At 70.7% G+C, this 21,753-nt stretch carries 18 protein-coding genes and 1 tRNA gene; 5 read left to right on the top strand and 14 right to left on the bottom strand.

Annotated features, from left to right (window positions below):
- Positions 1 to 120: 120 nt before the first annotated feature.
- The 13 genes from LRP67_RS10325 to LRP67_RS10265 form a co-directional block, all read right to left on the bottom strand.
- Positions 121 to 1,425, bottom strand: a complete 1,305-nt coding sequence (locus tag LRP67_RS10325; RefSeq protein WP_231270094.1) for a metallophosphoesterase — start codon at positions 1,423 to 1,425, stop codon at positions 121 to 123.
- Positions 1,426 to 1,559: 134 nt separating this feature from the next.
- A tRNA-Ala gene (locus LRP67_RS10320) sits at positions 1,560 to 1,632 on the bottom strand.
- A 73-nt stretch (positions 1,633 to 1,705) separates the two neighbouring features.
- On the bottom strand, positions 1,706 to 2,326 hold the full coding sequence (locus LRP67_RS10315) for a histidine phosphatase family protein (protein ID WP_231270093.1): 621 nt from the start codon (positions 2,324 to 2,326) through the stop codon (positions 1,706 to 1,708).
- A complete protein-coding gene (gene rsfS, locus LRP67_RS10310; RefSeq protein WP_231270092.1) occupies positions 2,319 to 2,702 on the bottom strand; it encodes a ribosome silencing factor in 384 nt (127 codons plus the stop codon). The genes LRP67_RS10315 and rsfS overlap by 8 nt, the downstream gene beginning before the upstream one ends.
- Positions 2,699 to 3,355 carry a nicotinate-nucleotide adenylyltransferase gene (gene nadD, locus LRP67_RS10305; protein WP_269211406.1) on the bottom strand — a complete coding sequence of 219 codons (657 nt, stop codon included), beginning with the start codon at positions 3,353 to 3,355 and terminating at the stop codon, positions 2,699 to 2,701. The genes rsfS and nadD overlap by 4 nt, the downstream gene beginning before the upstream one ends.
- A 12-nt stretch (positions 3,356 to 3,367) precedes the next feature.
- On the bottom strand, positions 3,368 to 3,526 hold the full coding sequence (locus LRP67_RS10300) for a hypothetical protein (RefSeq protein ID WP_231243971.1): 159 nt from the start codon (positions 3,524 to 3,526) through the stop codon (positions 3,368 to 3,370).
- A 21-nt stretch (positions 3,527 to 3,547) separates the two neighbouring features.
- Positions 3,548 to 4,006: a hypothetical protein gene (locus LRP67_RS10295; RefSeq protein WP_231270091.1), complete on the bottom strand. Its 459-nt coding sequence runs from the start codon at positions 4,004 to 4,006 to the stop codon at positions 3,548 to 3,550.
- Positions 4,003 to 4,632 (bottom strand): CDP-alcohol phosphatidyltransferase family protein, encoded by a 630-nt coding sequence (locus tag LRP67_RS10290; RefSeq protein ID WP_231270090.1) that lies wholly within the window; start codon positions 4,630 to 4,632, stop codon positions 4,003 to 4,005. Before LRP67_RS10290 ends, LRP67_RS10295 begins: the two co-directional genes overlap by 4 nt.
- 30 nt (positions 4,633 to 4,662) lie before the next feature.
- A complete protein-coding gene (locus tag LRP67_RS10285; protein WP_231270089.1) occupies positions 4,663 to 5,922 on the bottom strand; it encodes a glutamate-5-semialdehyde dehydrogenase in 1,260 nt (419 codons plus the stop codon).
- Between the two features lie 151 nt (positions 5,923 to 6,073).
- Complete coding sequence (locus LRP67_RS10280; protein WP_231270088.1) at positions 6,074 to 7,027, bottom strand: electron transfer flavoprotein subunit alpha/FixB family protein; 954 nt, start codon at positions 7,025 to 7,027, stop codon at positions 6,074 to 6,076.
- Between the two features lie 15 nt (positions 7,028 to 7,042).
- Positions 7,043 to 7,831, bottom strand: coding sequence for an electron transfer flavoprotein subunit beta/FixA family protein (locus LRP67_RS10275; protein WP_231270087.1), 789 nt, complete (start codon positions 7,829 to 7,831; stop codon positions 7,043 to 7,045).
- Positions 7,832 to 8,037: 206 nt separating this feature from the next.
- Positions 8,038 to 8,358 (bottom strand): hypothetical protein, encoded by a 321-nt coding sequence (locus LRP67_RS10270; RefSeq protein WP_231270086.1) that lies wholly within the window; start codon positions 8,356 to 8,358, stop codon positions 8,038 to 8,040.
- 4 nt (positions 8,359 to 8,362) lie between these two features.
- Positions 8,363 to 9,142: an enoyl-CoA hydratase/isomerase family protein gene (locus tag LRP67_RS10265; RefSeq protein WP_231270085.1), complete on the bottom strand. Its 780-nt coding sequence runs from the start codon at positions 9,140 to 9,142 to the stop codon at positions 8,363 to 8,365.
- A gap of 89 nt (positions 9,143 to 9,231) precedes the next feature.
- Between LRP67_RS10265 and glgX the strand changes: the two genes are divergently transcribed.
- A complete protein-coding gene (gene glgX, locus LRP67_RS10260) occupies positions 9,232 to 11,394 on the top strand; it encodes a glycogen debranching protein GlgX (protein WP_231270084.1) in 2,163 nt (720 codons plus the stop codon).
- Positions 11,395 to 11,403: 9 nt separating this feature from the next.
- Here glgX and glgP read toward each other — a convergent pair whose 3' ends face one another.
- The gene (gene glgP / locus LRP67_RS10255) at positions 11,404 to 14,019 is read right to left on the bottom strand and encodes an alpha-glucan family phosphorylase (protein ID WP_231270083.1); all 2,616 of its coding nucleotides are present in this window, start codon (positions 14,017 to 14,019) and stop codon (positions 11,404 to 11,406) included.
- 335 nt (positions 14,020 to 14,354) lie between these two features.
- Here glgP and LRP67_RS10250 point away from each other — a divergent pair, with 335 nt between their 5' ends.
- The 4 genes from LRP67_RS10250 to glgB are packed head-to-tail and all read left to right on the top strand — an operon-like array spanning position 14,355 to position 21,743.
- Positions 14,355 to 16,349, top strand: a complete 1,995-nt coding sequence (locus tag LRP67_RS10250) for an alpha-1,4-glucan--maltose-1-phosphate maltosyltransferase (protein ID WP_231270082.1) — start codon at positions 14,355 to 14,357, stop codon at positions 16,347 to 16,349.
- Positions 16,346 to 18,109: a maltose alpha-D-glucosyltransferase gene (treS, locus tag LRP67_RS10245; protein WP_231270081.1), complete on the top strand. Its 1,764-nt coding sequence runs from the start codon at positions 16,346 to 16,348 to the stop codon at positions 18,107 to 18,109. Before LRP67_RS10250 ends, treS begins: the two co-directional genes overlap by 4 nt.
- Positions 18,106 to 19,530 carry a hypothetical protein gene (locus tag LRP67_RS10240; protein WP_231270080.1) on the top strand — a complete coding sequence of 475 codons (1,425 nt, stop codon included), beginning with the start codon at positions 18,106 to 18,108 and terminating at the stop codon, positions 19,528 to 19,530. The genes treS and LRP67_RS10240 overlap by 4 nt, the downstream gene beginning before the upstream one ends.
- Entirely contained in the window at positions 19,527 to 21,743 is a 2,217-nt protein-coding gene (glgB, locus tag LRP67_RS10235) for a 1,4-alpha-glucan branching protein GlgB (protein WP_231270079.1), read from the top strand. The genes LRP67_RS10240 and glgB overlap by 4 nt, the downstream gene beginning before the upstream one ends.
- Positions 21,744 to 21,753: the final 10 nt, after the last annotated feature.

Here is a 21,753-nt window from a genome sequence, read left to right as displayed (position 1 = left end):
ACCGCCACGACAGGCCCCGAGGAGAGCCGACCGGGGCGACGAGGAGTTGGCGGTCCACTCGTCCTCGGCGCGGCCGCTCGGTGACGGGCCCGCGGAGAGCGCGAGCCGGCCCAGTCCCCGTCAGCCGTCGTACGGCAGGAACTGCCCGTCGCGGTAGAGCACCTGGTTGTCCGCGCTCAGGACGACCTCCCCGATCACCGGGGGGTCCGGCTCGAACACCTTGGCCACCACCGGCGCCCCCTGGGGCGTGGTCTGCCACAGCTTGGCGGAGCGGTCCGCGGACGCCACGACGAACCGGTTGTCGCGCAGCCACAGCGTGTCGCCGAAGACCTCTCCGAGCACGTAGTTGGTGCCGCCGACGGTCGAGTTGGCGCCGAGGATGCCGCCGTGGCTGATCTGGGCGATCCCGTCCTCGTGGATGAGCGTCGTGTCATGGACCTCGCCGTTGAGGTAGACGTCGACGCGGTGCTCGGCCATGGTCTGCCAGAAGCTCGAGTCGGTGCCGCCCTCGTAGGCCAGCTGCGAGGAGCCCCACGCCCGCACCGGCAGCGCCACCGGCACGTGGCCCTGCACGATCACCCAGTCGGTGCCGCGAGCCTCGGCGGCACCGAGCACGTGGTCCATCCAGCGGAGCTGCTGAGGGTCGAGCCTCAGCCTGACGTCACCGCGCACCGACTGGAACTGGTCGACCGAGACCAGCAGCACCTCGGGGTGCAGGTAGGTCGCGTACGCCGTCTTGGCCGCCGGCCCCGAGGGGTGCATCCGGTAGCCGCCCGGACGGATGATCTTCTCGGCGAAGCGCGCCTTGTACGTCGGCACCATGGCCCGGTGGAAGCGGCTCCTCCGGGTCTCGCCGTGCCACGGGTTGTCGCCGATCTCGTGGTCGCCGATCGAGGGGTGCACGTCGAGGCCGCGCTGCGTGAACCGCGCGCGCCAGTGGGAGTAGTAGAAGTCCGCAGCGCGCTTGAGGGCCGCCTCGCGCTGCCGATCGTTGCCCACGGGCCCGAACACCCCGGACTCCGAGGCGTCCTGCCCCCAGTGGCCGTTGACCAGATCGCCGGCGACGAGGACGTCGTCGGGCCGCTCGGCGGCGAAGGTGTCCATCACGGTCGCGACCGTCTGTGCATACGAGGCGTTCCACGAGTTCGGCATGCCGGGCTTCCAGCGCGGCGAGCGGCGCAGGTCCGCGATGTCGCCGTTCATGAAGTCCGGCGACGACAGGAACCGATAGTCGGGCGAGGCGGCGGGCGGCGCCGGCGACGCCACGACTCCGTCGACGTCTCGACCGGGCCCGGTCTCGACGCGCTCCGCGGGATGCGCGGTCGCGGTCAGTGTCGCGGTGATCGCCACCGCGGCGACGCCCACGGCTGCGAGCCGGCGACGGCTGCGCCGAAGGTCAGGCCCAAGGGCAGGTCTGGTCGTCACGCGCGCTGCTCCGGTCGTCTCGGTCGCTCGCGCGGATGTCAGGCAGACCTCTGCACCGGCGGCGACTGGAATGTCACCGCCATCGTGACACAGGACCGGCGATGATCACGGCCCTTCGCCACCTCGATGTTCGGTGGAGCTGAGGGGACTCGAACCCCTGACCCTCTGCATGCCATGCAGATGCGCTACCAGCTGCGCCACAGCCCCGAACCGCTGCCCCAGTGCTTCAGGCAACTCGCGGAATACTAGCCAACCCTGCACGCCACGCGAAATTCGGGGGTCACCCGATGCGGTTGTAGGCGCCCAGCCGCAGCACGCCGGCCTGTGGATGCTCCTCCAGCACCACCCAGCCGCAGTTGTCGAGCCCGCGTAGGGAGTGGAACTGCTCCTCGGGCCAGTCGAGCATGGCCCCGGTCGCCACCCGGATCGCGGCACCGTGGGAGACGGCCACCCCGGTCTCGCCGGGGCCGAGGGCCGCGAGGAGCTCCCCGAGCACGGCCGACATCCTGCGGCGCACGTCGGCGGCGGGCTCCGCCCCCGGCGCCGCGTCGTAGCGCCCGCTGCGGAACTGCGCGAACCCGTCCGGATCCAGCGCGGCGTACTCGTCGTGGGTCAGGCCCTGCCGCTCGCCCAGGTGGAATTCCCGCAGGCGCTCGTCGTAGGTCGGTCGCAGCCCCGTTGCCTCGGCCACGGCGTCGGCCGTCGCTCGCGCGCGCACGAGGTCGGAGGACCACAGCACGCTCGGGTCGAGCTTGGCCAGCGCCCGGGCGGACGTGGCGGCCTGTTCGCGACCGACGTCGTCGAGCTCCACGTCCAGCTGCCCCTGCACGCGCAGCGCGTGGTTCCAGGCCGTCCGGCCGTGGCGAAGCAGCACCAGGGTGCGGGAGGAGGCCTCAGACACCGGTGGGCGGGCCCGTGACGTCCGCGGGGAGCTCGATGGTGGGGCAGTCGCGCCACAGCCGCTCGAGGGCGTAGAACTGACGCTCCTCCTCGTGCTGGACGTGCACGACGATCTCGCCGTAGTCGAGCAGGACCCAGCGGCCCTCGCGGTGGCCCTCGCGTCGGATGGGCTTGGAGCCGATCTCGCGCAGCTTGTCCTCCACCTCGTCCACGATCGACTTGACCTGACGGTCGTTGGAGCCGGACGCGATCACGAAGGCGTCGGTGATGGCGAGCTGCTCGCTGACGTCGAAGGCGACGATCTGCGTGGCGAGCTTGTCGGAGGCCGCGCGGGCCGCGGTGACGACGAGCTCGACGGCGTGGTCGGTGGCAGTCATAGGTCTTCCGTTGCTGTGGGTGCTGCGGTGTCTGGGGTGGGGGGGTAGAGGCGGTGCTTCTGGATGTACTGCACCACACCGTCGGGCACGAGGTACCAGACGGGCTGGCCGCGCCGCTGCCGCTCGCGACAGTCGGTCGAGGAGATGGCCAGCGCGGGGATCTCCACCATCGTGACGCGGGCCGAGGGGATCGACCCAAGGACGGCGGGGTCCATCTCGTAGCCGGGGCGCGTGCAGCCCACGAAGTGCGCCAGCGCGAACAGCTCGTCGGCATCACGCCAGCCGAAGATGTCGGTGAGCGCGTCCGCGCCGGTGATGAAGTACAGGTCGGCGTCGGGCATCGCGGAGCTGAGGTCGCGCAGCGTGTCGATCGTGTACGTCGGGCCCTCGCGGTCGATGTCGACCCGCGACACCCGGAAGCGCGGGTTGGCCGCGGTCGCGATGACCGTCATCAGGTAGCGGTGCTCGGGCGGGGAGACGCGCCGCTCGGACTTCTGCCAGGGACGCCCCGTGGGCACGAACACGACCTCGTCGAGGTCGAACCAGGCCTGCACCTCGGCGGCGGCCACGAGGTGGCCGTGGTGGATGGGGTCGAACGTGCCGCCCATGACGCCGACCCGGCGGCGTACGGCGTCAGTCATGCCGGGAGTCATGGAGTCCCATGCTCAGCTGTGCTCGCGTCCCCCGCCGAAGGCGACCAGGGCACCGAGCATCCCCATGAGGATCGCGATCGCGATCACACCGACCCACCAGGGGTTGATGACCTGCTCGTGGTGCTCCTCGGCGGCCCGGGTCACGGACAGCGTGATCTCGCTCAGCAACATGACCGCAGCCTATCGGGCCGCTCACCCGAGCAGCGACTCGACTCCGGCCAGCACCAGCCAGAACCGCAGCGTCCGGCCCACGAAGATGGTCGGCAGGAAGACGTACATGCGCATCTTGAGCGCCCCCGCCACCGCCGCCATCACCAGCAGCGGCGGGATCCCGGCGAACGACGAGACCAGCATGATCGACCCGCCGAACCACGGACGCCCGTCGATGCGCTGCTGCCAGCGCAGATAGCTCTGGCTCACCTTCGGCCCGGAGAGCCGCTTCTGGACCCACTCGGTGTCGAAGCTGCGCCGGGTCAGCTCGTACCAGACGATCTTGCCCACCGTCTGGCCCGCGCCCGCCGCCACCGCCAGGGCGAAGGCGTGCCCGTCCCCCACGGTGGCGGCCATGCCGCCGAGGATGACCTCCATGTTGATCAGTGGGAACAGGGCAGACGCGATGCTGACCCCGAAGCTCCACAGGTACAGGCTCATGCCGCGGCGCGCTCCGGCACCGGGAGGCCGAGCTGGAAGAGCCACCGCAGCGAGACGCACTTGAGCACGACCAGCGCCAGCGCGATGGCCAGGCCGACCGCGACGGCGAACTCGACGTTCCACTCGCGCAGGACCAGCAGCAGCACCGCGAAGAGCGAGGAGTTGACCGCCTTGGCCGGCTTGGACCAGTTCCACACATAGATCCGGCGGTCCACGATGTAGAAGTAGTTGGGGCTGCGGATCGGCCAGGCCAGGAACGCCATCGACAGGAACATGTCGATGACCATGAAGTTGAAGAGGTAGACCGCCACGGGCAGCGCCAGCTGCGGCTCGATCCACACCAACCCGACGTAGAAACCGGCGCAGTTGATCCGGTCGCACATGATGTCGATGACGCCGCCGATGCGGGTCTCGCAGTCACGCAGGCGCGCGTAGCCGCCGTCGGCCATGTCGCCGACCCAGTACACGGCCAGGCCCACGACCAGCATCGTGAGGTCCTCCTCGCGCGCGGCGGCGAGGCAGAGACCCAGCGAGACGAGGGTCCGGACGAAGGTGATGACCGTGGCGCCCGTGAACAGCCTCTCGGCTGCCGGATCGGCGTACACGGACGCGTCGGTCGCGGGCATGTGGGAACGCTATCGCGCCGGCGCCCCGCGTCAGCGCACGTGCCCCTCCCCCGTGACGACGTACTTGGTCGAGGTCATCTCCGGCAGACCCATCGGACCCCGCGCATGCAGCTTCTGGGTGCTGATCCCGATCTCCGCGCCGAAGCCGAACTCGCCGCCGTCGGTGAAGCGGGTCGAGGCGTTGACGAGCACCGCCGCGGAGTCCACGGTCGCGACGAAGCGCCGCGCCGCGCCCTGGTCCTCGGTGACGATCGCGTCGCTGTGCTGGCTGGAGAAGCGCCGGATGTGGGCCACCGCCGCGTCGAGATCCGGTACGACGGCCGCGGAGATGTCGAGCGAGAGGTACTCCCGCTCGTGGTCCTCGTCGGTCGCGGGCACGACGCCGTCCAGCGCCTGGAACGCGTCGTCGCCGTGGACGGTCACGCCGGCCGCCTGCAGCGCCGCGGTCACCCGCGGCAGGAAGTCCTGCGCGACGTCGGCGTGGACGAGCAACGACTCGGCCGCGTTGCAGACGCTCGTGCGATGGGTCTTGGAGTTGAGCACGATCGCCAGCGCCTTGTCGAGGTCGGCCGCGCGGTCGACGTAGACGTGGCAGTTGCCGACGCCCGTCTCGATGACCGGCACGGTCGACTCCTCGACCACGGAGCGGATCAGGCCGGCTCCCCCACGCGGGATCAGCACGTCGACGTACCCACGGGCCCGCATGAGCGCCTTGACGCTGTCACGGGTGTCGCCCGGGACCAGCTGGATCGCGTCGGCGTCGAGGCCGGCCGCTGCGACCGCGTCCCGCAGCACGGCCACGATCGCGGCGTTGCTCGAGCGCGCGCTGGAGCTGCCGCGCAGGAGCACGGCATTGCCGGACTTCAGGCAGATGCCGGCCGCGTCGGCGGTGACGTTGGGGCGGGCCTCGTAGATCATCCCGACCACGCCGAACGGCACCCGCACCTGCCTCAGCTCCAGGCCGTTGGCCAGCGTGCTTCCCCGGACCACCTCCCCCACCGGGTCGGGCAGGCCGGCCACGTCACGCAGCCCCTGGGCGATCGCGGCGAGCCGCTCGGGCGTCAGCCGCAGCCGGTCGACGACGTTGGCGGGCGTGCCGTCGGCCTCCGCTCGCGCCACGTCCTCGGCGTTGGCCGCCAGCACCTCGGCCTCGCGATCCAGCAGCGCGTCAGCCATCGCGTGCAGCGCCCGGTCCTTGTCCCCCCGCGTCGCCAGCGCCAGCCCGTGGCTCGCCGCACGAGCGCGCCGTGCGACCTCCAGCACGTCCTGCATCGGATCCTCTCCACTCATGCCCCGAGCCTATTCCCGCGCTCCACTCCGCACCGCCCCGTCCCACACCACGCCGCTCCCCCCTGACCCGTCACCAACTCACGCAAATGACCGCTGACCCGTCAGAAAGTCTCTGACGGGTCAGCGGTCGTGGTGATCAGTTGGGGACGGGTCAGCCCTTGCGCTGGTTGATCTGCTCGGTGGCGGCGGGCAGGACCGCGTGCAGGTCGCCCACGACGCCGAAGTCGACCAGCTCGAAGATCGGGGCCTCGTCGTCCTTGTTGACCGCGACGATGGTCTTCGAGGTCTGCATGCCGGCCCGGTGCTGGATGGCCCCGGAGATGCCGTTGGCGACGTACAGCTGCGGGGAGACCGTCTTGCCGGTCTGGCCCACCTGGAAGGTGTGCGGCATCCAGCCGGAGTCGACGGCGGCGCGCGAGGCGCCGACCGCCGCGCCGAGGGCGTCGGCGAGGCCCTCGATCGGCTCGAAGTTGCCGCCGGTGCCGCGGCCGCCCGAGACCACGATGGCGGCCTCGGTGAGCTCCGGGCGACCGGAGGCCTTGCGCGGCTGCTGCGCCACGATCTGGGCGGTCTTGGCCGCGTCGGAGATGGTCGCTGCGAACTCCTCGACCGTGCCGGCGCCGGCCTCCTCGACCGGGGAGGTCGAGTTGGGCTTGACCGTGATGATCGGGGTGCCCTTGGTGACCTTGGCCTTGACCGTGTAGTTGCCGGCGAACACGCTCTGCGTCGTCACCGGCCCCTCCTCCACGTCGACGGCGTCGGTGATCAGGCCGGACTCGATCTTGATCGCGAGGCGGGCGGCGACCTCCTTGCCCTCGTAGCCGGAGACGAAGAGCACCGCGGCCGGCGATGCCTTCTCGACCAGCTGCTGGAGGGCCTCGGCCTTGGGGGCCACCAGGTAGCCCTTGATCTCCGCGTCGTCGACGACGTAGATCTTCTCGGCGCCGAACGCCTTGAGCCTCTCGGCGACCTCGCCGGCCTTGTCGGCCCCGCCGAAGAACACCGCGGCGGGCTCACCGAGCCGCTTGGCCAGGGCCAGCAGCTCGAGCGTGGGCTTGCGGATTGCGCCGTCGACGTGGTCGACGACAACCAGAACCTCAGACATGTTCGTTCCCCGTCCTCAGATGAACTTCTTGGCGGCGAGGAAGTCGGTCAGCGCGGTGGCGCCCGACCCATCCTCGTCCTTGACGATCTCGCCGGCCGTGCGCGGCGGGCGCTCGGTGGTGTCCTCGACCTCGGTCCAGGCGACCGAGAGGCCGACCTCGCCGGAGTCGACGCCCAGGTCACCGAGAGACCAGGTGTCCAGCGGCTTCTTCTTTGCCGCCATGATCCCCTTGAACGACGGGTAGCGGGCCTCGCCGGTCTGGTCGGTCACCGAGAGCACGAGCGGCATGGTGCCGCCGATGACCTCGGTGGCGGTGTCGCCGTCGCGCTTGATGCGGACCTGGTCACCCTGCGTCTCGATGACGGAGGCGAACGTGACCTGGGGCAGGTTGAGGCGCTCGGCCAGCATGGCAGGGACCACGCTGCCGGAGGCGTCCGTGGACGCCATGCCACAGACCACCAGGTCGGCCGCGCCCTTGTCCTGGCCGATCTTCTCGATCGCCTTCGCGAGGACGAGCGAGGTGGCGACGTAGTCGGAGCCGGCGATGGCCTCGTCCGTGACGTGGACGCCCTCGTCGGCGCCCATCTGCAGCGCCTTGCGCACCGCGTCGACCGCCTTCTCGGGACCGATGGTGAGCGCGATCACCTTGGTCTCCTCCGGGCTGTCCGACTTCTCCTTGATCTGGAGGGCCTGCTCGACGGCGTACTCGTCGAGCTCGGAGAGCAGGCCGTCGACGCCAACGCGGTCAACGGTGTTGTCCGACTCGAACCGGCGGTCGCCGGTCGCGTCGGGGACGTGCTTCACACAGACGACAATGTTCATGGTGGTGTGGCCTGGACGGCCCCTCCTGATGCACTCGTGAGGTCAAGGGAATGGCCAAGGACTGCCATGACTGCCATGACTGCCGGCGTGGGCAGGCTACCGCCGAGGCTCCGGCGACGAAACACGGGTCGGCGTTCGACTACGTCACAGCGTGCGGTAGGCCACCCGTTGCCAGGAGACGGCGACCGTCATGGACGGACGAGCCGGTCGAGGATGCGTCCCACGATGAGGTAGACGACCGCGCCGATGCCGTAGTTGAACAGCGCCGTGGTCTTGCCGCCGTTCTCACCGGTGAACCGCTTGATCGGGTTGTCGAGGTCGAAGACCCCGAGGTCGACGCTGTCCGCGAGGTCGAGCACGAGCTCGACGAGCGGGTTCGTGCGCTCCGCGTCGACGGCGATCAGCAGGGCGGCGACGGCCAGCACCGAGGCACACAGCGCGCACAGCAGCCAGACCACCCGGGCGAGGGTCAGCCTGACCTTGCTGCCATTCGATCTGCCCTCTGCCACGTCGCTACCGCCCCTCGAACTCAGCCTTGCCCGGACCGTTCGTGACGAAGGATCGCATACCGGTCGTGCGGTCCTCGGTCCCGAAGAGCGCGGCGAACTGGACGCGCTCGAGCTCGAGACCGGTCACCAGGTCCACCTCCAGCCCTCGGTCGATGCTCTCCTTCGCGGCGCGTACGGCGAGCGACGCCGCGCCGCGGAACTGCCGCGCCCAGGCGACCGCTTCGTCGTACACCGAGGCGGCCGGCACCAGCCGGTCGACCAGGCCGATGGCCAGCGCCTCTTCGGCCTTCACGAGCCGGCCGGTGAAGATGATGTCCTTCGCGGTGCTCGGGCCGACCAGCCGGCTGAGCCGCTGGGTGCCGCCGGCGCCGGGGATGATGCCGAGCAGCACCTCCGGCTGACCCAGCGTCGCGTCGTCGGCGGCGATCCGGAAGTCGGCGGCCAGCGCGAGCTCGCAGCCACCGCCCAGGGCGTAGCCGTTGATGGCCGCCACGACCGGCTTGGGGATGTCGGCCACGGCGTTCACCGCCGACTGGATGGAGCCGGAGATCCGGGCCATGTCACTGGAGGTGAGGTCGACCATCTCCTTGACGTCGTTGCCGGCCGCGAACACCCGCTCGCCGCCGTAGACGACCACGGCCTTGACGTCGTCGCGCTCCGCCGCCTCCGCGGCCGCGGCCCGCAGCTCGGCCTGAACCTGGATGCTGATCGCGTTCATCTTCGGACGGTCGAGGCGGATCGTGCCCACGCCCTCGGCGACCTCGAGCCTCACGAACTCTGACATCTGGCAACTCCCTGCTGGTCGGTGAACGTGGCTTGAGCCTGCCACTGCCGGCGGGCCCTCGGAGAGCAGGTGTCGAAGGATAGGCAACAATGGATCGAGTGACTCCTGGCCTGTGGCGCAACCTCGGCGACCACGCGGCCGTGTGGCCGGGACGTCATCATCCCCTCGGGTCGACCTGGTCCCCTGAGGCCACCAACTTCGCCGTCCACGCGCCCCGCGCGACGGCGGTCTGGGTGTGCGTGTTCGACGACGAGGGTGGGGAGCGTCGCCACCAGCTCACCGAGCAGACGCTGGGCATCTGGCACGGGGCGGTCCCGGGCGTCGCGGTCGGCGCTCGCTACGGCTACCGCGTCGACGGGACCTGGCGGCCCGAGGAGGGCCTGCGATTCAACCTCGACAAGCTGCTGCTCGACCCGTTCGCCCGCGCCGTGAGCGGTGAGGTGACGGTGCACCCCGCGATCTACGGCTTCGCCCTCAACGCGGACGGCGTCCAGCAGCGCAGCGCCCTCGACTCGGCGCCGTACGTCCCCCGCAGCGTGGTCGTGGTCGACGACTTCGACTGGGGCGACGACACCGCGCCGGGCCACCGCTGGCGCGACACCGTCATCTACGAGATGCACGTCAAGGGCATGACCCGGCTTCAGGACCGGGTGCCGGAGGAGCTGCGGGGGACGTACGCCGGCCTGGGCACCCCTGCCGTGGTCGACTACCTGCGCGACCTCGGCGTGACCGCCGTCGAGCTGCTGCCGGTGCACCAGTTCGTCTCCGAGCCGGCCCTGGTCGAGCGCGGCGCTGTCAACTACTGGGGCTACAACTCGATCGGGTTCTTCGCCCCCCACGGCGCCTACTCCGCCTCCGGCGACCGCGGCCAGCAGGTGACGGAGTTCAAGGCGATGGTCAAGGCATTGCACGCCGCGGGGCTCGAGGTGATCCTCGACGTCGTCTACAACCACACGGCGGAGGCCGGCGCGGACGGGCCCACGCTGTCGTTCCGCGGCTTCGACGACGCCGTCTACACCCGGGTCGGTCCCTCCGAGCCCGACAAGCCGGCCGACCACTACTGGGACGTGACCGGCTGCGGCAACACCGTGGACGCGGCCTACCCGTTCGCGCTGCGGATGATCCTCGACTCCCTGCGCTACTGGGTGAGCGAGATGCACGTCGACGGCTTCCGCTTCGACCTGCTCTCCGCCCTCACCCGGGTCGACCACGAGATCGACATGGGCTGCCACCTGCTCACCGCGATCGGGCAGGACCCGGTCCTGCGCCACGTGAAGCTCATCGCCGAGCCGTGGGACGCCTCGATGGACGGCTACCGCGTGGGCGACTGCCCGCCCCCGTGGGTCGAGTGGAACGACCAGTTCCGCGACGAGATCCGCGACTTCTGGCGGGGCCGCTCCTCCGGCATCCGCCGGGTCGCCACCCGGTTGTCCGGCTCCTCGGACCTGTACGCCGACGACGGCCGCTCGGCGTACGCGTCGGTCAACTTCATCACCGCCCACGACGGCTTCACGGTCCGCGACCTGGTCAGCTACGAGCACAAGCACAACGAGGCCAACGGCGAGGACAACCGCGACGGCACCGACAACAACCGGTCGTGCAACTACGGGGTCGAGGGCGAGACCGACGACCCCGAGGTGCTCGCCCTCCGGCGCCGCCAGGCGGCCAACCTGATGGCGACCCTGTGCCTGTCCACCGGGGTGCCGATGATCACCGCCGGGGACGAGCGCGGGCGGACCCAGCGCGGCAACAACAACGCCTATTGCCAGGACGACGAGACCTCGTGGATCGACTGGCGGCCCGACGACGCGTGGCTGGACGTCTACGAGATCACCAAGGCCGCGCTGCGGATGCGCCGCCAGCACCCGGCGCTGCGGCAGCGACACTGGCTCGAGGGCCGTCCGACCATCCGCGGCGGACCGAAGGACCTCGCCTGGCTGCACCCGACCGGCCGGGAGATGACCGCCGACGACTGGCACGACACACACCTGACCACGATCGGCATGTTCGTCTCCGGTACGCCGCTGCGCTCCCCCGGGCCCCGCGGTGAGCAGCAGCTCGACGCGTCGTTCATGATGTGGCTCAACTCCGGCGCCGACCCCGTCGAGCTGACGCTCCCCGAGAACGACTGGGTGCAGGAGGGCGAGGTCGCCCTCAGCACCGACCCCGCCCTCGCGCCGGGCAGCCCGGCGAAGGCCGGCGAGGCCCTCCTCCTCGGCGCACGCTCCGTCCTGGTCCTGCGCGCCGGCTGAGCCAGCCGATCAGGCCATCGCGACGACGCCGAGCTCGGCGTCGGAGACCAGCAGGTCGTGCCTCGGGATGACCCGGACGGTGTAGCCGAAGGAGCCGCTGTGGTCGAGCTCGACCTCCCCGTCGAAGCGGTAGCGGCCGCCGTCGTAGGTCTCGGCCACGGCCAGCGGCTCGATGACGGTCTCGACGAGCTCGTCCTCGGCGTTGGTCTTGCCGTGGACGAGCTGGACGGCGACGTCCTCGGGGGACAGCTCGCCGAGGCCGACGAAGGCGCGCACGTGCAGCCGCGCACCGACCTCGGGTGCGTCACCCACGCCACTGCTCTCGACGTGCTCGACCCGAACCTCCGGCCAGTGGGCCCGCACCCGCTGCTTCCAGGCGGCCAGGTTGCGCGCCCCCTCGTAGTCGGAGTTGAGCAGCCGGGCGTTCGTCGCGGCCGGGGTGTAGAGCGACCTGGTGTAGTCGCGCACCATGCGGGTGGCGAGGACCTTGGGGCCCAGCGACTTCAGCGTGTGGCGCAGCATCTCGACCCAGCGGCCGGGCACGCCCTCGTCGTCGAGGTCGTAGAAGCGAGGCGCGACCTCGTGCTCGATCAGGTCGTAGAGCGCGGCCGCCTCGAGGTCGTCGCGGCGGTCGGGGTCGTCCAGCCCGTCGGCCGACGGGATCGCCCAGCCGTTCTCGCCGTCGTACCACTCGTCCCACCAACCGTCGAGGATCGACAGGTTGAGTCCCCCGTTGAGCGCGGCCTTCATGCCGGAGGTGCCGCAGGCCTCGTAGGGGCGCAGCGGGTTGTTGAGCCAGACGTCGCAGCCGGGGTAGAGCGGCTGGGCCATCGCGATGTCGTAGTTGGGCAGGAACACGATCCGGTGGCGGACCTCCGGGTCGTCGGCGAAGCGCACCAGCTCCTGGATGAGCCTCTTGCCACCGTCGTCCGCGGGGTGCGACTTGCCGGCGATCACCAGCTGGATCGGCCGCTCCGGGTCGAGCAGGAGGCGCTTGAGCCGGGCCGGGTCGCGCAGCATCAGCGTCAGCCGCTTGTACGACGGCACCCGGCGCGCGAAGCCGATCGTCAGCACGTCCGGGTCCAGGGCGCTGTCGATCCAGGCGAGCTCGGCCGCGGCGGACCCGCGCCTCTCCCACGAGCGGCGCAGGCGCGTGCGGGCGTCCTTCACGAGGCGCTCGCGCAGGGTGCGCTTGGTGGCCCACACCTGGGCCGAGGGGACCTTGTCGACGGCGTTCCAGAACGCCTCGGTGTCGTCGGAGTCGGCGTCGGCGCCCTGGGACTCCGCGAGCTCGATGATCTCGCGGGCCACCCAGGTCGGGGCGTGCACGCCGTTGGTGATCGAGCCGATCGGCACCTCGGCCTCGTCGAAGGCCGGCCACAGGCCGTTGAACATGCCGCGGCTGACCTCGCCGTGCAGGAGCGAGACGCCGTTGGCGCGCTGCGCCAGGCGGAAGCCCATCACGGCCATGTTGAAGACCGACGCGTCGCCGCCGTCGTAGTCCTCGGTCCCGAGCGCGAGAACCTTCTCGATCGGGACGCCGGGGGTGGCCCCGGTCTCCCCGAAGTACTGCTCGACCAGGGTGCGGGGGAAGCGGTCGATGCCGGCGGGCACCGGCGTGTGCGTCGTGAAGACGGTGGAGGCCCGGCTGACCTCGAGTGCCGTCGGGAAGTCCAGGCCCGGGCCGGTCTCGCCCACGGTGAGCTCGCGGATGCGCTCGATGCCGAGGAAGCCGGCGTGGCCCTCGTTGGTGTGGAACACCTCGGGCGCGGGGTGCCCCGTGATCCGGCAGTAGGCGCGCAGCGCCCGGACGCCGCCCACGCCGAGGAGCATCTCCTGGCGCAGCCGGTGCTCGCTGTTGCCGCCGTAGAGGCGGTCGGTGACGTCGACGTAGTGCTCGGGGTTGCCCTCGACGTTGGTGTCCAGCATCAGGAGCGGCACCCGTCCGACACTGGCGACCCAGATCCGTGCGACGAGGTCGGGGCCGCCCGGCATCGCGATCGAGATGGTGGCTCGGGAGCCGTCGGGCTCGCGCAGCAGCGAGATCGGCAGGCCGTCGGGGTCGAGGACCGGGTAGGTCTCCTGCTGCCAGCCCTCGCGCGACAGCGACTGCGTGAAGTAGCCGTGACGGTAGAGCAGGCCCACGCCGATGATCGGTACGCCGAGGTCACTGGCTGCCTTGAGGTGGTCACCGGCGAGAATGCCCAGACCGCCCGAGTACTGCGGCAGCGCCGCGGTGATGCCGAACTCCGGAGAGAAGTAGCCGATGGCCGCGGGGCCGCCGCCGGCGGCGCTCGAGCGCGTCGCGACCCGCTGGTACCAGCGCTCGCCGGTCAGGTAGGCGTCCAGGTCGGAGGCGGCGACCCGCAGCCGCTCCAGGAACCCCTCGTCCCCGGCCAGCGCCTCGAGCCGGCCACGGCCGACCGCGCCCAGGAGGGTGACCGGGTCGTGCCCGGTCGACTCCCACAGCTCCGGGTCGACCTCCTGGAACACGTCCTGGGTCTCGGGGTGCCACGACCACCTCAGGTTGAGGGCGAGCACCCCCAGCGCCTCCAGGGCCGGCGGGAGGACGGGACGGACCGTGAATCGTCGAATGGCGCGCACCCCGAAGACGCTACCGCCCATCTGTGGAACGATCCAAAGATTCACCCGAAGCGGGCCGCCACCCCGCGTGACGCTGCCCACACACCACTCCGGGTGAGCACCCGCGGCCGTCGGACTTCGCGATCCGCTGCGGGCGGCGTGGTGCCGAGCATGACCGCACTCCCCCGGACGCCGGTTTCGAGACGGCCGCTTCAGCACCGGGTGCCGGGGTAACGGAGAGCGTTCCGGTACGGGGGTCTCCGGTGCGCGCTCGCGAGCGCCGCTGCTGACCCACGACGGCAGGGAGGCGACTCCCGCGGGACCATGGACCGGCCCGCGGCTTGCACGCGGGCGACGCAACCGGGAAGGGTGGGGACATGCCTGGACGCATCCCGATCATGGACGTCATGCCCCTTGTGGACCTCGGCAGGCGACCTGCCAAGGCGACGGTCGGGGAGCCCTTCCCGGTCACCGCGACGGTGTTCCGCGAGGGTCACGACCAGCTCGGCGCCGAGGTGGTGCTGATCGACCCGGTGGGCGAGCGCCGCCCACCGCGCCGCATGGAGAAGTACGGCGAGGAGCCCGACGTCTACCGCGCCTGGGTCACTCCCGACTCCGAGGGCGCCTGGACCTTCGAGGTGCAGGCGTGGTCGGACCCGCTGGGCACCTGGGAGCACGACGCCGGCCTGAAGATCCCGGCCGGTGTCGACGTCGAGCTGATGTTCCTCGAGGGCCGGCTGCTGCTGGAGCGGGTCAAGGCCGAGATCCCCAAGAAGGCCAAGGCCGAGCACGCGGTCCTGGCGGCTGCGATCAAGGCCGCCAAGGACGTCAAGCGCCCCGTGGAGGCGCGCCTGGCGCAGCTGATGGCAGACGAGCTCTGGGCGGTGCTGCAGGCCCATCCGCTGCGCGACCTGCTCAGCGTCGAGGGCCCCTTCCCGGCGTACGCCGACCGCACCCGCGCGCTCTACGGCAGCTGGTATGAGTTCTTCCCGCGCTCCGAGGGCGCCACTCGCGACGAGGCGTCCGGGAAGATCACGAGCGGCAGCTTCCGCACGGCCGCGAAGCGGCTGGACGCCGTCGCCGGCATGGGCTTCGACGTGGTCTACCTGCCGCCGGTCCACCCCATCGGCGAGGTGAACCGCAAGGGCCCCAACAACACGCTGACGCCCGGCCCCGACGACCCTGGCTCCCCCTGGGCCATCGGCTCCAAGGACGGCGGTCACGACGCGATCCACCCCGATCTCGGCACCTTCGAGGACTTCGACGCCTTCGTCGCCCGCGCCCGCGAGCTCGGCCTCGAGGTCGCGCTCGACCTGGCGCTGCAGGCGGCGCCCGACCACCCGTGGGTCACGACCCACCCCCAGTTCTTCACCACCCGCGCCGACGGCTCGATCGCCTACGCCGAGAACCCGCCCAAGAAGTACCAGGACATCTACCCGATCAACTTCGACAACGACCCCGAGGGGATCCGGCAGGAGGTGCTGCGGATCGTCCGGCTGTGGATGTCGCACGGCGTGCGGATCTTCCGGGTCGACAACCCCCACACCAAGCCGCTGCCGTTCTGGGAGTGGCTGCTCGACGAGGTGCGGCGCACGGACCCGGATGTGATCTTCCTGTCCGAGGCGTTCACCCGCCCGGCGATGATGCACGGGCTGGGCTCGGTGGGCTTCCACCAGTCCTACACGTACTACACGTGGCGCACGGCGCGCTGGGAGCTGGAGCTCTACCTCAAGGAGCTCGCGAGCGAGTCCGACCACCTGATGCGGCCGAACTTCTTCACCAACACCCCCGACATCCTCCACGCCTACCTCCAGTACGGCGGTCCGGCCGCGTTCAAGGTGCGCGCGGCGATCGCGGCGACCAGCTCTCCGAGCTGGGGCGTCTACGCCGGCTACGAGCTGTACGAGCACGTGGCCCTCAAGCCGGGCAGCGAGGAGTACCTGGACTCGGAGAAGTTCCAGATCCGCATCCGCGACTGGGACGCCGCCGCGGCCGAGGGCCGCACGCTCGCGCCGTACCTCACCCGGCTCAACGAGATCCGGCGCACGCACCCGGCCCTGCAGCTGCTGCGCAACATCACTGTCCACAGCAGCGACGACGAGAACATCCTCGCCTACTCCAAGGTCGCCTACGACCCGGAGACCGGCGAGCCCGGCGACACGGTGATCGTCGTGGTCAACCTCGACCCGCACGCCACCCGCGAGACCATGGTCCACCTCGACCTCCCGAGCCTCGGCCTGGACTGGCACGACGGGTTCACGGTGCACGACGAGATCACCGGCGAGGACTGGAACTGGGGCCAGCACAACTATGTGCGGCTCGACCCGGGCTACGAGCCCGCCCACATCCTCACCCTCAGGAGGGGTCTGTGACCGACCTGCTGCCCGAGCACACCCAGCCCGAGCCCCGGCCGGCCGACCCGCAGGACCCCTTCCCCGACACGGTCGGCACGACCCCCGACTGGTTCAAGTCGGCGGTCTTCTACGAGGTGATGGTCCGCTCGTTCCGCGACTCCAACGGCGACGGCACCGGCGACTTCAAGGGCCTGACCGAGAAGCTCGACTACCTGGCCTGGCTGGGGGTCGACTGCCTCTGGGTGCCGCCGTTCTTCACCAGCCCGCTGCGCGACGGCGGCTACGACGTCGCCGACTTCACCAACATCCTCCCCGAGGCCGGCACGGTGGAGGACTTCCACCACTTCCTCGACGAGGCCCACAAGCGCGACATCCGCGTGATCATCGACTTCGTCATGAACCACACCAGCGACCAGCACCCGTGGTTCCAGGCCAGCCGGGAGGACCCCGAGGGTCCCTACGGCGACTTCTACGTGTGGTCCGACACCGATGAGCTCTACCAGGACGCGCGGGTCATCTTCGTCGACACCGAGCCCTCCAACTGGACCTGGGACCCGGTCCGCCAGCAGTACTTCTGGCATCGGTTCTTCTCCCACCAGCCGGACCTCAACTACGACAACCCACTGGTCCACGACGCGATCCTCGAGGCCATCTCGTTCTGGTTCGACATGGGTCTGGACGGCTTCCGCCTCGACGCGGTGCCCTACCTCTACGAGCGTCCCGGCACCAACGGCGAGAACCTGCCGGAGACCCACGAGTTCCTCAGGAAGGTCCGGCGCTTCGTCGACGAGAAGTACCCCGGCCGGATCCTGCTCGCCGAGGCCAACCAGTGGCCGGCCGACGTGGTCGACTACTACGGCGACTTCGAGTCCGGTGGGGACGAGTGCCACATGTGCTTCCACTTCCCGGTGATGCCGCGGATCTTCATGGCGGTGCGCCGCGAGTCGCGCTTCCCCATCTCGGAGATCCTGGAGCAGACGCCGCCGATCCCGCACGGCTGCCAGTGGGGCATCTTCCTGCGCAACCACGACGAGCTCACGCTGGAGATGGTCAGCGACGACGATCGTGACTACATGTGGGACGAGTACGCCAAGGACCCCCGCATGAAGGCCAACATCGGCATCCGCCGGCGCCTGGCGCCGCTGCTGGACAACGACACCAACCAGATCGAGCTCTTCAACGCACTGCTCCTGTCGCTGCCGGGCTCGCCGGTGCTCTACTACGGCGACGAGATCGGGATGGGCGACAACATCTGGCTCGGCGACCGCGACGGGGTCCGCACCCCGATGCAGTGGACGCCCGACCGCAATGCCGGGTTCTCCTCGGCGACGCCGGGCAAGCTGTTCCTCCCGGCGATTCAGGATCCGGTCTACGGGTACCAGTCGGTCAATGTCGAGGCCCAGCTGGAGAACCCGTCCTCGCTGCTGCACTGGACGCGGCGGATGATCCAGGCGCGTCGCCGCCACGACGCCTTCGGACTCGGCTCGTTCCACGACCTCGGCGGTTCGAACCCCGCCGTGCTGTCCTACGCCCGCGAGCACGTCGGCGAGGACGGCGAGTCCGACATCATCGTGTGCGTCAACAACCTCTCGCGCTTCGCCCAGCCCATCGAGCTGGACCTGCGCCGCTTCGAGGGCATGGTCCCGGTCGAGCTGCTCGGGGGCGTGCCGTTCCCGCGTATCGGCGAGCTGCCCTACCTGCTGACGCTGGGTGGCTACGGCTTCTACTGGTTCCGCCTGATCCCGGCGACCGACCAGGGAGAGGGGCAGCTGCTGTGACGCATCTCGAGCCCCAGGTCTTCAGCGACTACCTCGTCCGCACCCGCTGGTTCGGCGGCAAGGGCCGCCCGTTCAACGTCACCGGGTTCCGCCTCGTCGGCGAGGTCCCCGGGCGCGTTCAGGACAGCCCCCGGGTGGTCATCCACCTGGTGCAGGTCACCTACGACGACGTCGACGCGGCCGCCCCGGACGCCGTCGAGCTCTACCAGGTCCCACTGGCGTTCTACGAGCACCCGCAGGGCCGGCTCGACCACGCCTTCGTCGGCTGGTGGGAGGACCCCGAGCACGGCTGGGTCCACGCCTACGACGCCCTGCACGACCGGGAGGCCATGGCCTGCTGGCTGCGCTCGTTCGACGACGCGGCCACGCAGGAGCACGGCCACACCGTCGACCCCGAGACCATGCTGACCTTCCACCGCCTGCCCGGGCACGACCTCGACCGGGACGCGCAGTCGATGCTGTTCACGGGCGAGCAGTCCAACTCCTCGGTCGCCTTCGGCGAGGACGCGCTGATGAAGGTCTTCCGCAAGGTCACCCCGGGGGTCAACCCGGACGTCGCCGTCCACGACGTGCTCACCCGCGCGGGCTCCGACCACATCGCGGCCCTCTACGGCTGGCTCGACGTGCTCGACGCCGACTCCGACGCGGTGATCCAGCTGGCGATGCTGCAGCAGTTCCTGCGCACGGCCACCGACGGCTGGGACCTCGCACTGGGCAGCGTCCGCTCGCTCTTCGCCGACCCCGAGCTGCACGCCCGCGAGTCCGGCGGTGACTTCGCCGGCGAGGCGACCCGCCTGGGCGAGGCCCTGCGCGAGCTGCACGAGACGCTGCGCGAGTCGTTCGGCTCGCAGAGCATCGAGACCGCCGACCTGGCCGAGCAGATGCGCCAGCGGCTCGCCGCCGCCGAGACCGTCGTACCCGGTCTGGGCGAGCACCACGCTGCGCTGGCCGCGCTCCACGACCGCGTCGCGCAGCTGGGGCGGATCGAGGTCCACCGCATCCACGGCGACCTCCACCTCGGCCAGACCCTGCGCACCAGCAAGGGCTGGAAGGTCGTCGACTTCGAGGGCGAGCCGGCCAAGCCGCTCGCCGAGCGGATGCTGCCCGACTCCCCCTGGCGCGACGTCGCGGGGATGCTGCGCTCCTTCGACTACGTCCCCCACGTGGTCGTGCGCGACCGCGAGGAGGAGGACCCGGAGGTCGACGCCCAGCGCGCCCGGCGCGGACAGGAGTGGGCGCACCGCGCCCGCAACCACTTCCTCACCGCCTACGCGGGCGGCGAGCTCAGCGAGACCCAGCGGATCCTGCTCGACGCCTACGTCGCCGACAAGGCCGTCTACGAGACCGTCTACGAGACCCGCAACCGTCCCACCTGGGTGGACATCCCCCTCCAGGCCGTGGCGAGGATCGGAGCCCCATGACCGACACCATCGCACCCGTCCCCACGTCCGAGCTCGACCAGATCGTCCACGGCGAGCACGGCGACCCGCACCTCGTGCTGGGGCCGCACGTGCACGACGGGGTCGTCACCGTGCGCGTCCTCAAGCCGCTCGCATCCTCGGTCGTGGTCCGCCACAGCGGCACCGAGACCGCCCTGGAGCACGAGCACGAGGGGATCTGGGCAGGCGTCCTGACCGGCGAGACCGACGTACCCGACTACCGCCTCGCGGTCTCCTACGACGACGGCCCGATCGAGGTCGACGACCCCTACCGCTTCCTGCCGACCCTCGGGTCGGTGGACCTGCACCTGATCAACGAGGGCCGCCACGAGCAGCTGTGGAACGTGCTCGGCGCGCGCGTGCACCACTACCAGGCGTTCGGCACCACCGTGAGCGGCACGTCGTTCGCCGTCTGGGCCCCCGCGGCCCGGTCCGTGCGCCTCATGGGCGACTTCAACAGCTGGGACGGGCGCGCGCACCCGATGCGCCAGCTGGGCAGCTCGGGCGTCTGGGAGCTCTTCGTCCCCGGCATCGGCGCCGGCACGTCGTACAAGTTCGGCGTGCGGGGAGCCGACGGCGAGTGGCGCGAGAAGGCCGACCCGATGGCGTTCTACGCCGAGGTCGCCCCGGCCACCGCCTCCCGCGTCACCGAGTCCACGCACGTCTGGGGCGACGACGAGTGGATGACCGCGCGCCGCGACCGGAAGCCGGTCGCCGAGCCGATGGCCACCTACGAGCTGCACCTGGGCTCCTGGAAGCGCCACCCCGGCGGCGGCTTCTGGAGCTACGACGAGCTCGCCGACGACCTGGTCCCCTACCTCTCGGAGCTCGCCTTCACCCACGTCGAGCTGATGCCGGTGATGCAGCACCCCTTCGGCGGGTCGTGGGGCTACCACGTGACGTCGTACTTCGCGCCGGACTCGCGCTACGGCGACCCCGACGGGTTCAAGCGCCTGGTCGACCGCCTGCACCAGGCCGGCATCGGCGTCATCCTCGACTGGGTCCCCGGTCACTTCGCCACCGACGCCTGGGCGCTGGCCCGCTTCGACGGCACCCCGCTCTACGAGGACCCCAACCCCCAGCGCGGGTGGCACAAGGAGTGGGGCTCCCACATCTTCAACTTTGGGCGCCCCGAGGTACGCAACTTCCTCTACGCCAACGCCCTCTACTGGCTCGAGGAGTTCCACGCCGACGGCCTGCGCGTCGACGGCGTGGCCTCGATGCTCTACCTGGACTACGCGCGCGAGGAGGGCGAGTGGTCGCCCAACGAGCACGGCGGCCGGGAGAACCTCGAGGCGGTGCAGTTCCTGCAGGAGATGAACGCCACCGTCTACAAGCGGGTGCCGGGCATCGTGACCATCGCCGAGGAGTCCACCTCGTGGCCCGGCGTCACCGGCCCCACCAGTGACGGCGGCCTGGGCTTCGGCTTCAAGTGGAACATGGGCTGGATGCACGACTCGCTGGGCTACCTCAAGCGAGAGCCGGTCCACCGCCCCTACCACCACCACGAGATGACCTTCGCGCTCGTCTACGCGTGGGCGGAGAACTACGTCCTGCCCATCTCGCACGACGAGGTCGTCCACGGCAAGGGCTCCCTGCTGCGCAAGATGCCCGGCGACCGGTGGCAGCAGCTGGCCAACCTGCGCGCCTACCTGGCCTACATGTGGGCCCACCCCGGCAAGCAGCTGCTCTTCATGGGCTGCGAGCTCGGCCAGGAGTCGGAGTGGGCCGAGGCCCGCGAGCTCGACTGGTGGCTGCTCGACCACCCCGAGCACCGCGGCGTCCACGACCTGGTGCGCGACCTGAACCACGCCTACGTCGGCTCCCCCGCGCTGTGGTCGCGTGACGACGACCCGGCCGGGTTCGAGTGGCTCGACGCCAACGACGCCGGGCGCAGCACCTACTCCTTCGTCCGTCGCGGCGACGGCCCGGACCTGGTCTGCGTCGCCAACTTCCGCGACCACCCGCACGAGGGCTTCCGGCTCGGGCTGCCATCGGCCGGCACCTGGGAGGAGGTGCTCAACACCGACGCCGAGCTCTACGCGGGCTCGGGCGTGGGCAACCTCGGCAAGGTGGTCGCCGTCGAGGGCGAGCACGGCGGCCAGCCGGCGTACGCCGACATCGTCCTCCCGCCGCTGGCGACCGTGTGGTTCCGGCACGCACCTGAGCAGGAGCCGTCTCGCCCGGTCTCCTAGGGTTGGGCGC

This window comes from Nocardioides sp. cx-169, from assembly GCF_021083605.1.
Lineage (GTDB): Bacteria > Actinomycetota > Actinomycetes > Propionibacteriales > Nocardioidaceae > Nocardioides.
Note: the sequence above shows the minus strand (reverse complement) of the source record. Positions and strands in the feature narration are given on the sequence as shown.

Bases quoted from the DNA above. Each gene is read 5' to 3' on its own strand.
- rsfS (WP_231270092.1), bottom strand. From the start codon at position 2,702: ATGACTGCCACCGACCACGCCGTCGAGCTCGTCGTCACCGCGGCCCGC.
- nadD (WP_269211406.1), bottom strand. From the start codon at position 3,355: ATGACTCCCGGCATGACTGACGCCGTACGCCGCCGGGTCGGCGTCATG.
- LRP67_RS10300 (WP_231243971.1), bottom strand. From the start codon at position 3,526: ATGTTGCTGAGCGAGATCACGCTGTCCGTGACCCGGGCCGCCGAGGAG.
- LRP67_RS10295 (WP_231270091.1), bottom strand. From the start codon at position 4,006: ATGAGCCTGTACCTGTGGAGCTTCGGGGTCAGCATCGCGTCTGCCCTG.
- LRP67_RS10290 (WP_231270090.1), bottom strand. From the start codon at position 4,632: ATGCCCGCGACCGACGCGTCCGTGTACGCCGATCCGGCAGCCGAGAGG.
- LRP67_RS10285 (WP_231270089.1), bottom strand. From the start codon at position 5,922: ATGAGTGGAGAGGATCCGATGCAGGACGTGCTGGAGGTCGCACGGCGC.
- LRP67_RS10280 (WP_231270088.1), bottom strand. From the start codon at position 7,027: ATGTCTGAGGTTCTGGTTGTCGTCGACCACGTCGACGGCGCAATCCGC.
- LRP67_RS10265 (WP_231270085.1), bottom strand. From the start codon at position 9,142: ATGTCAGAGTTCGTGAGGCTCGAGGTCGCCGAGGGCGTGGGCACGATC.
- glgX (WP_231270084.1), top strand. From the start codon at position 9,232: ATGGATCGAGTGACTCCTGGCCTGTGGCGCAACCTCGGCGACCACGCG.
- glgP (WP_231270083.1), bottom strand. From the start codon at position 14,019: ATGGGCGGTAGCGTCTTCGGGGTGCGCGCCATTCGACGATTCACGGTC.
- LRP67_RS10250 (WP_231270082.1), top strand. From the start codon at position 14,355: ATGCCTGGACGCATCCCGATCATGGACGTCATGCCCCTTGTGGACCTC.
- glgB (WP_231270079.1), top strand. From the start codon at position 19,527: ATGACCGACACCATCGCACCCGTCCCCACGTCCGAGCTCGACCAGATC.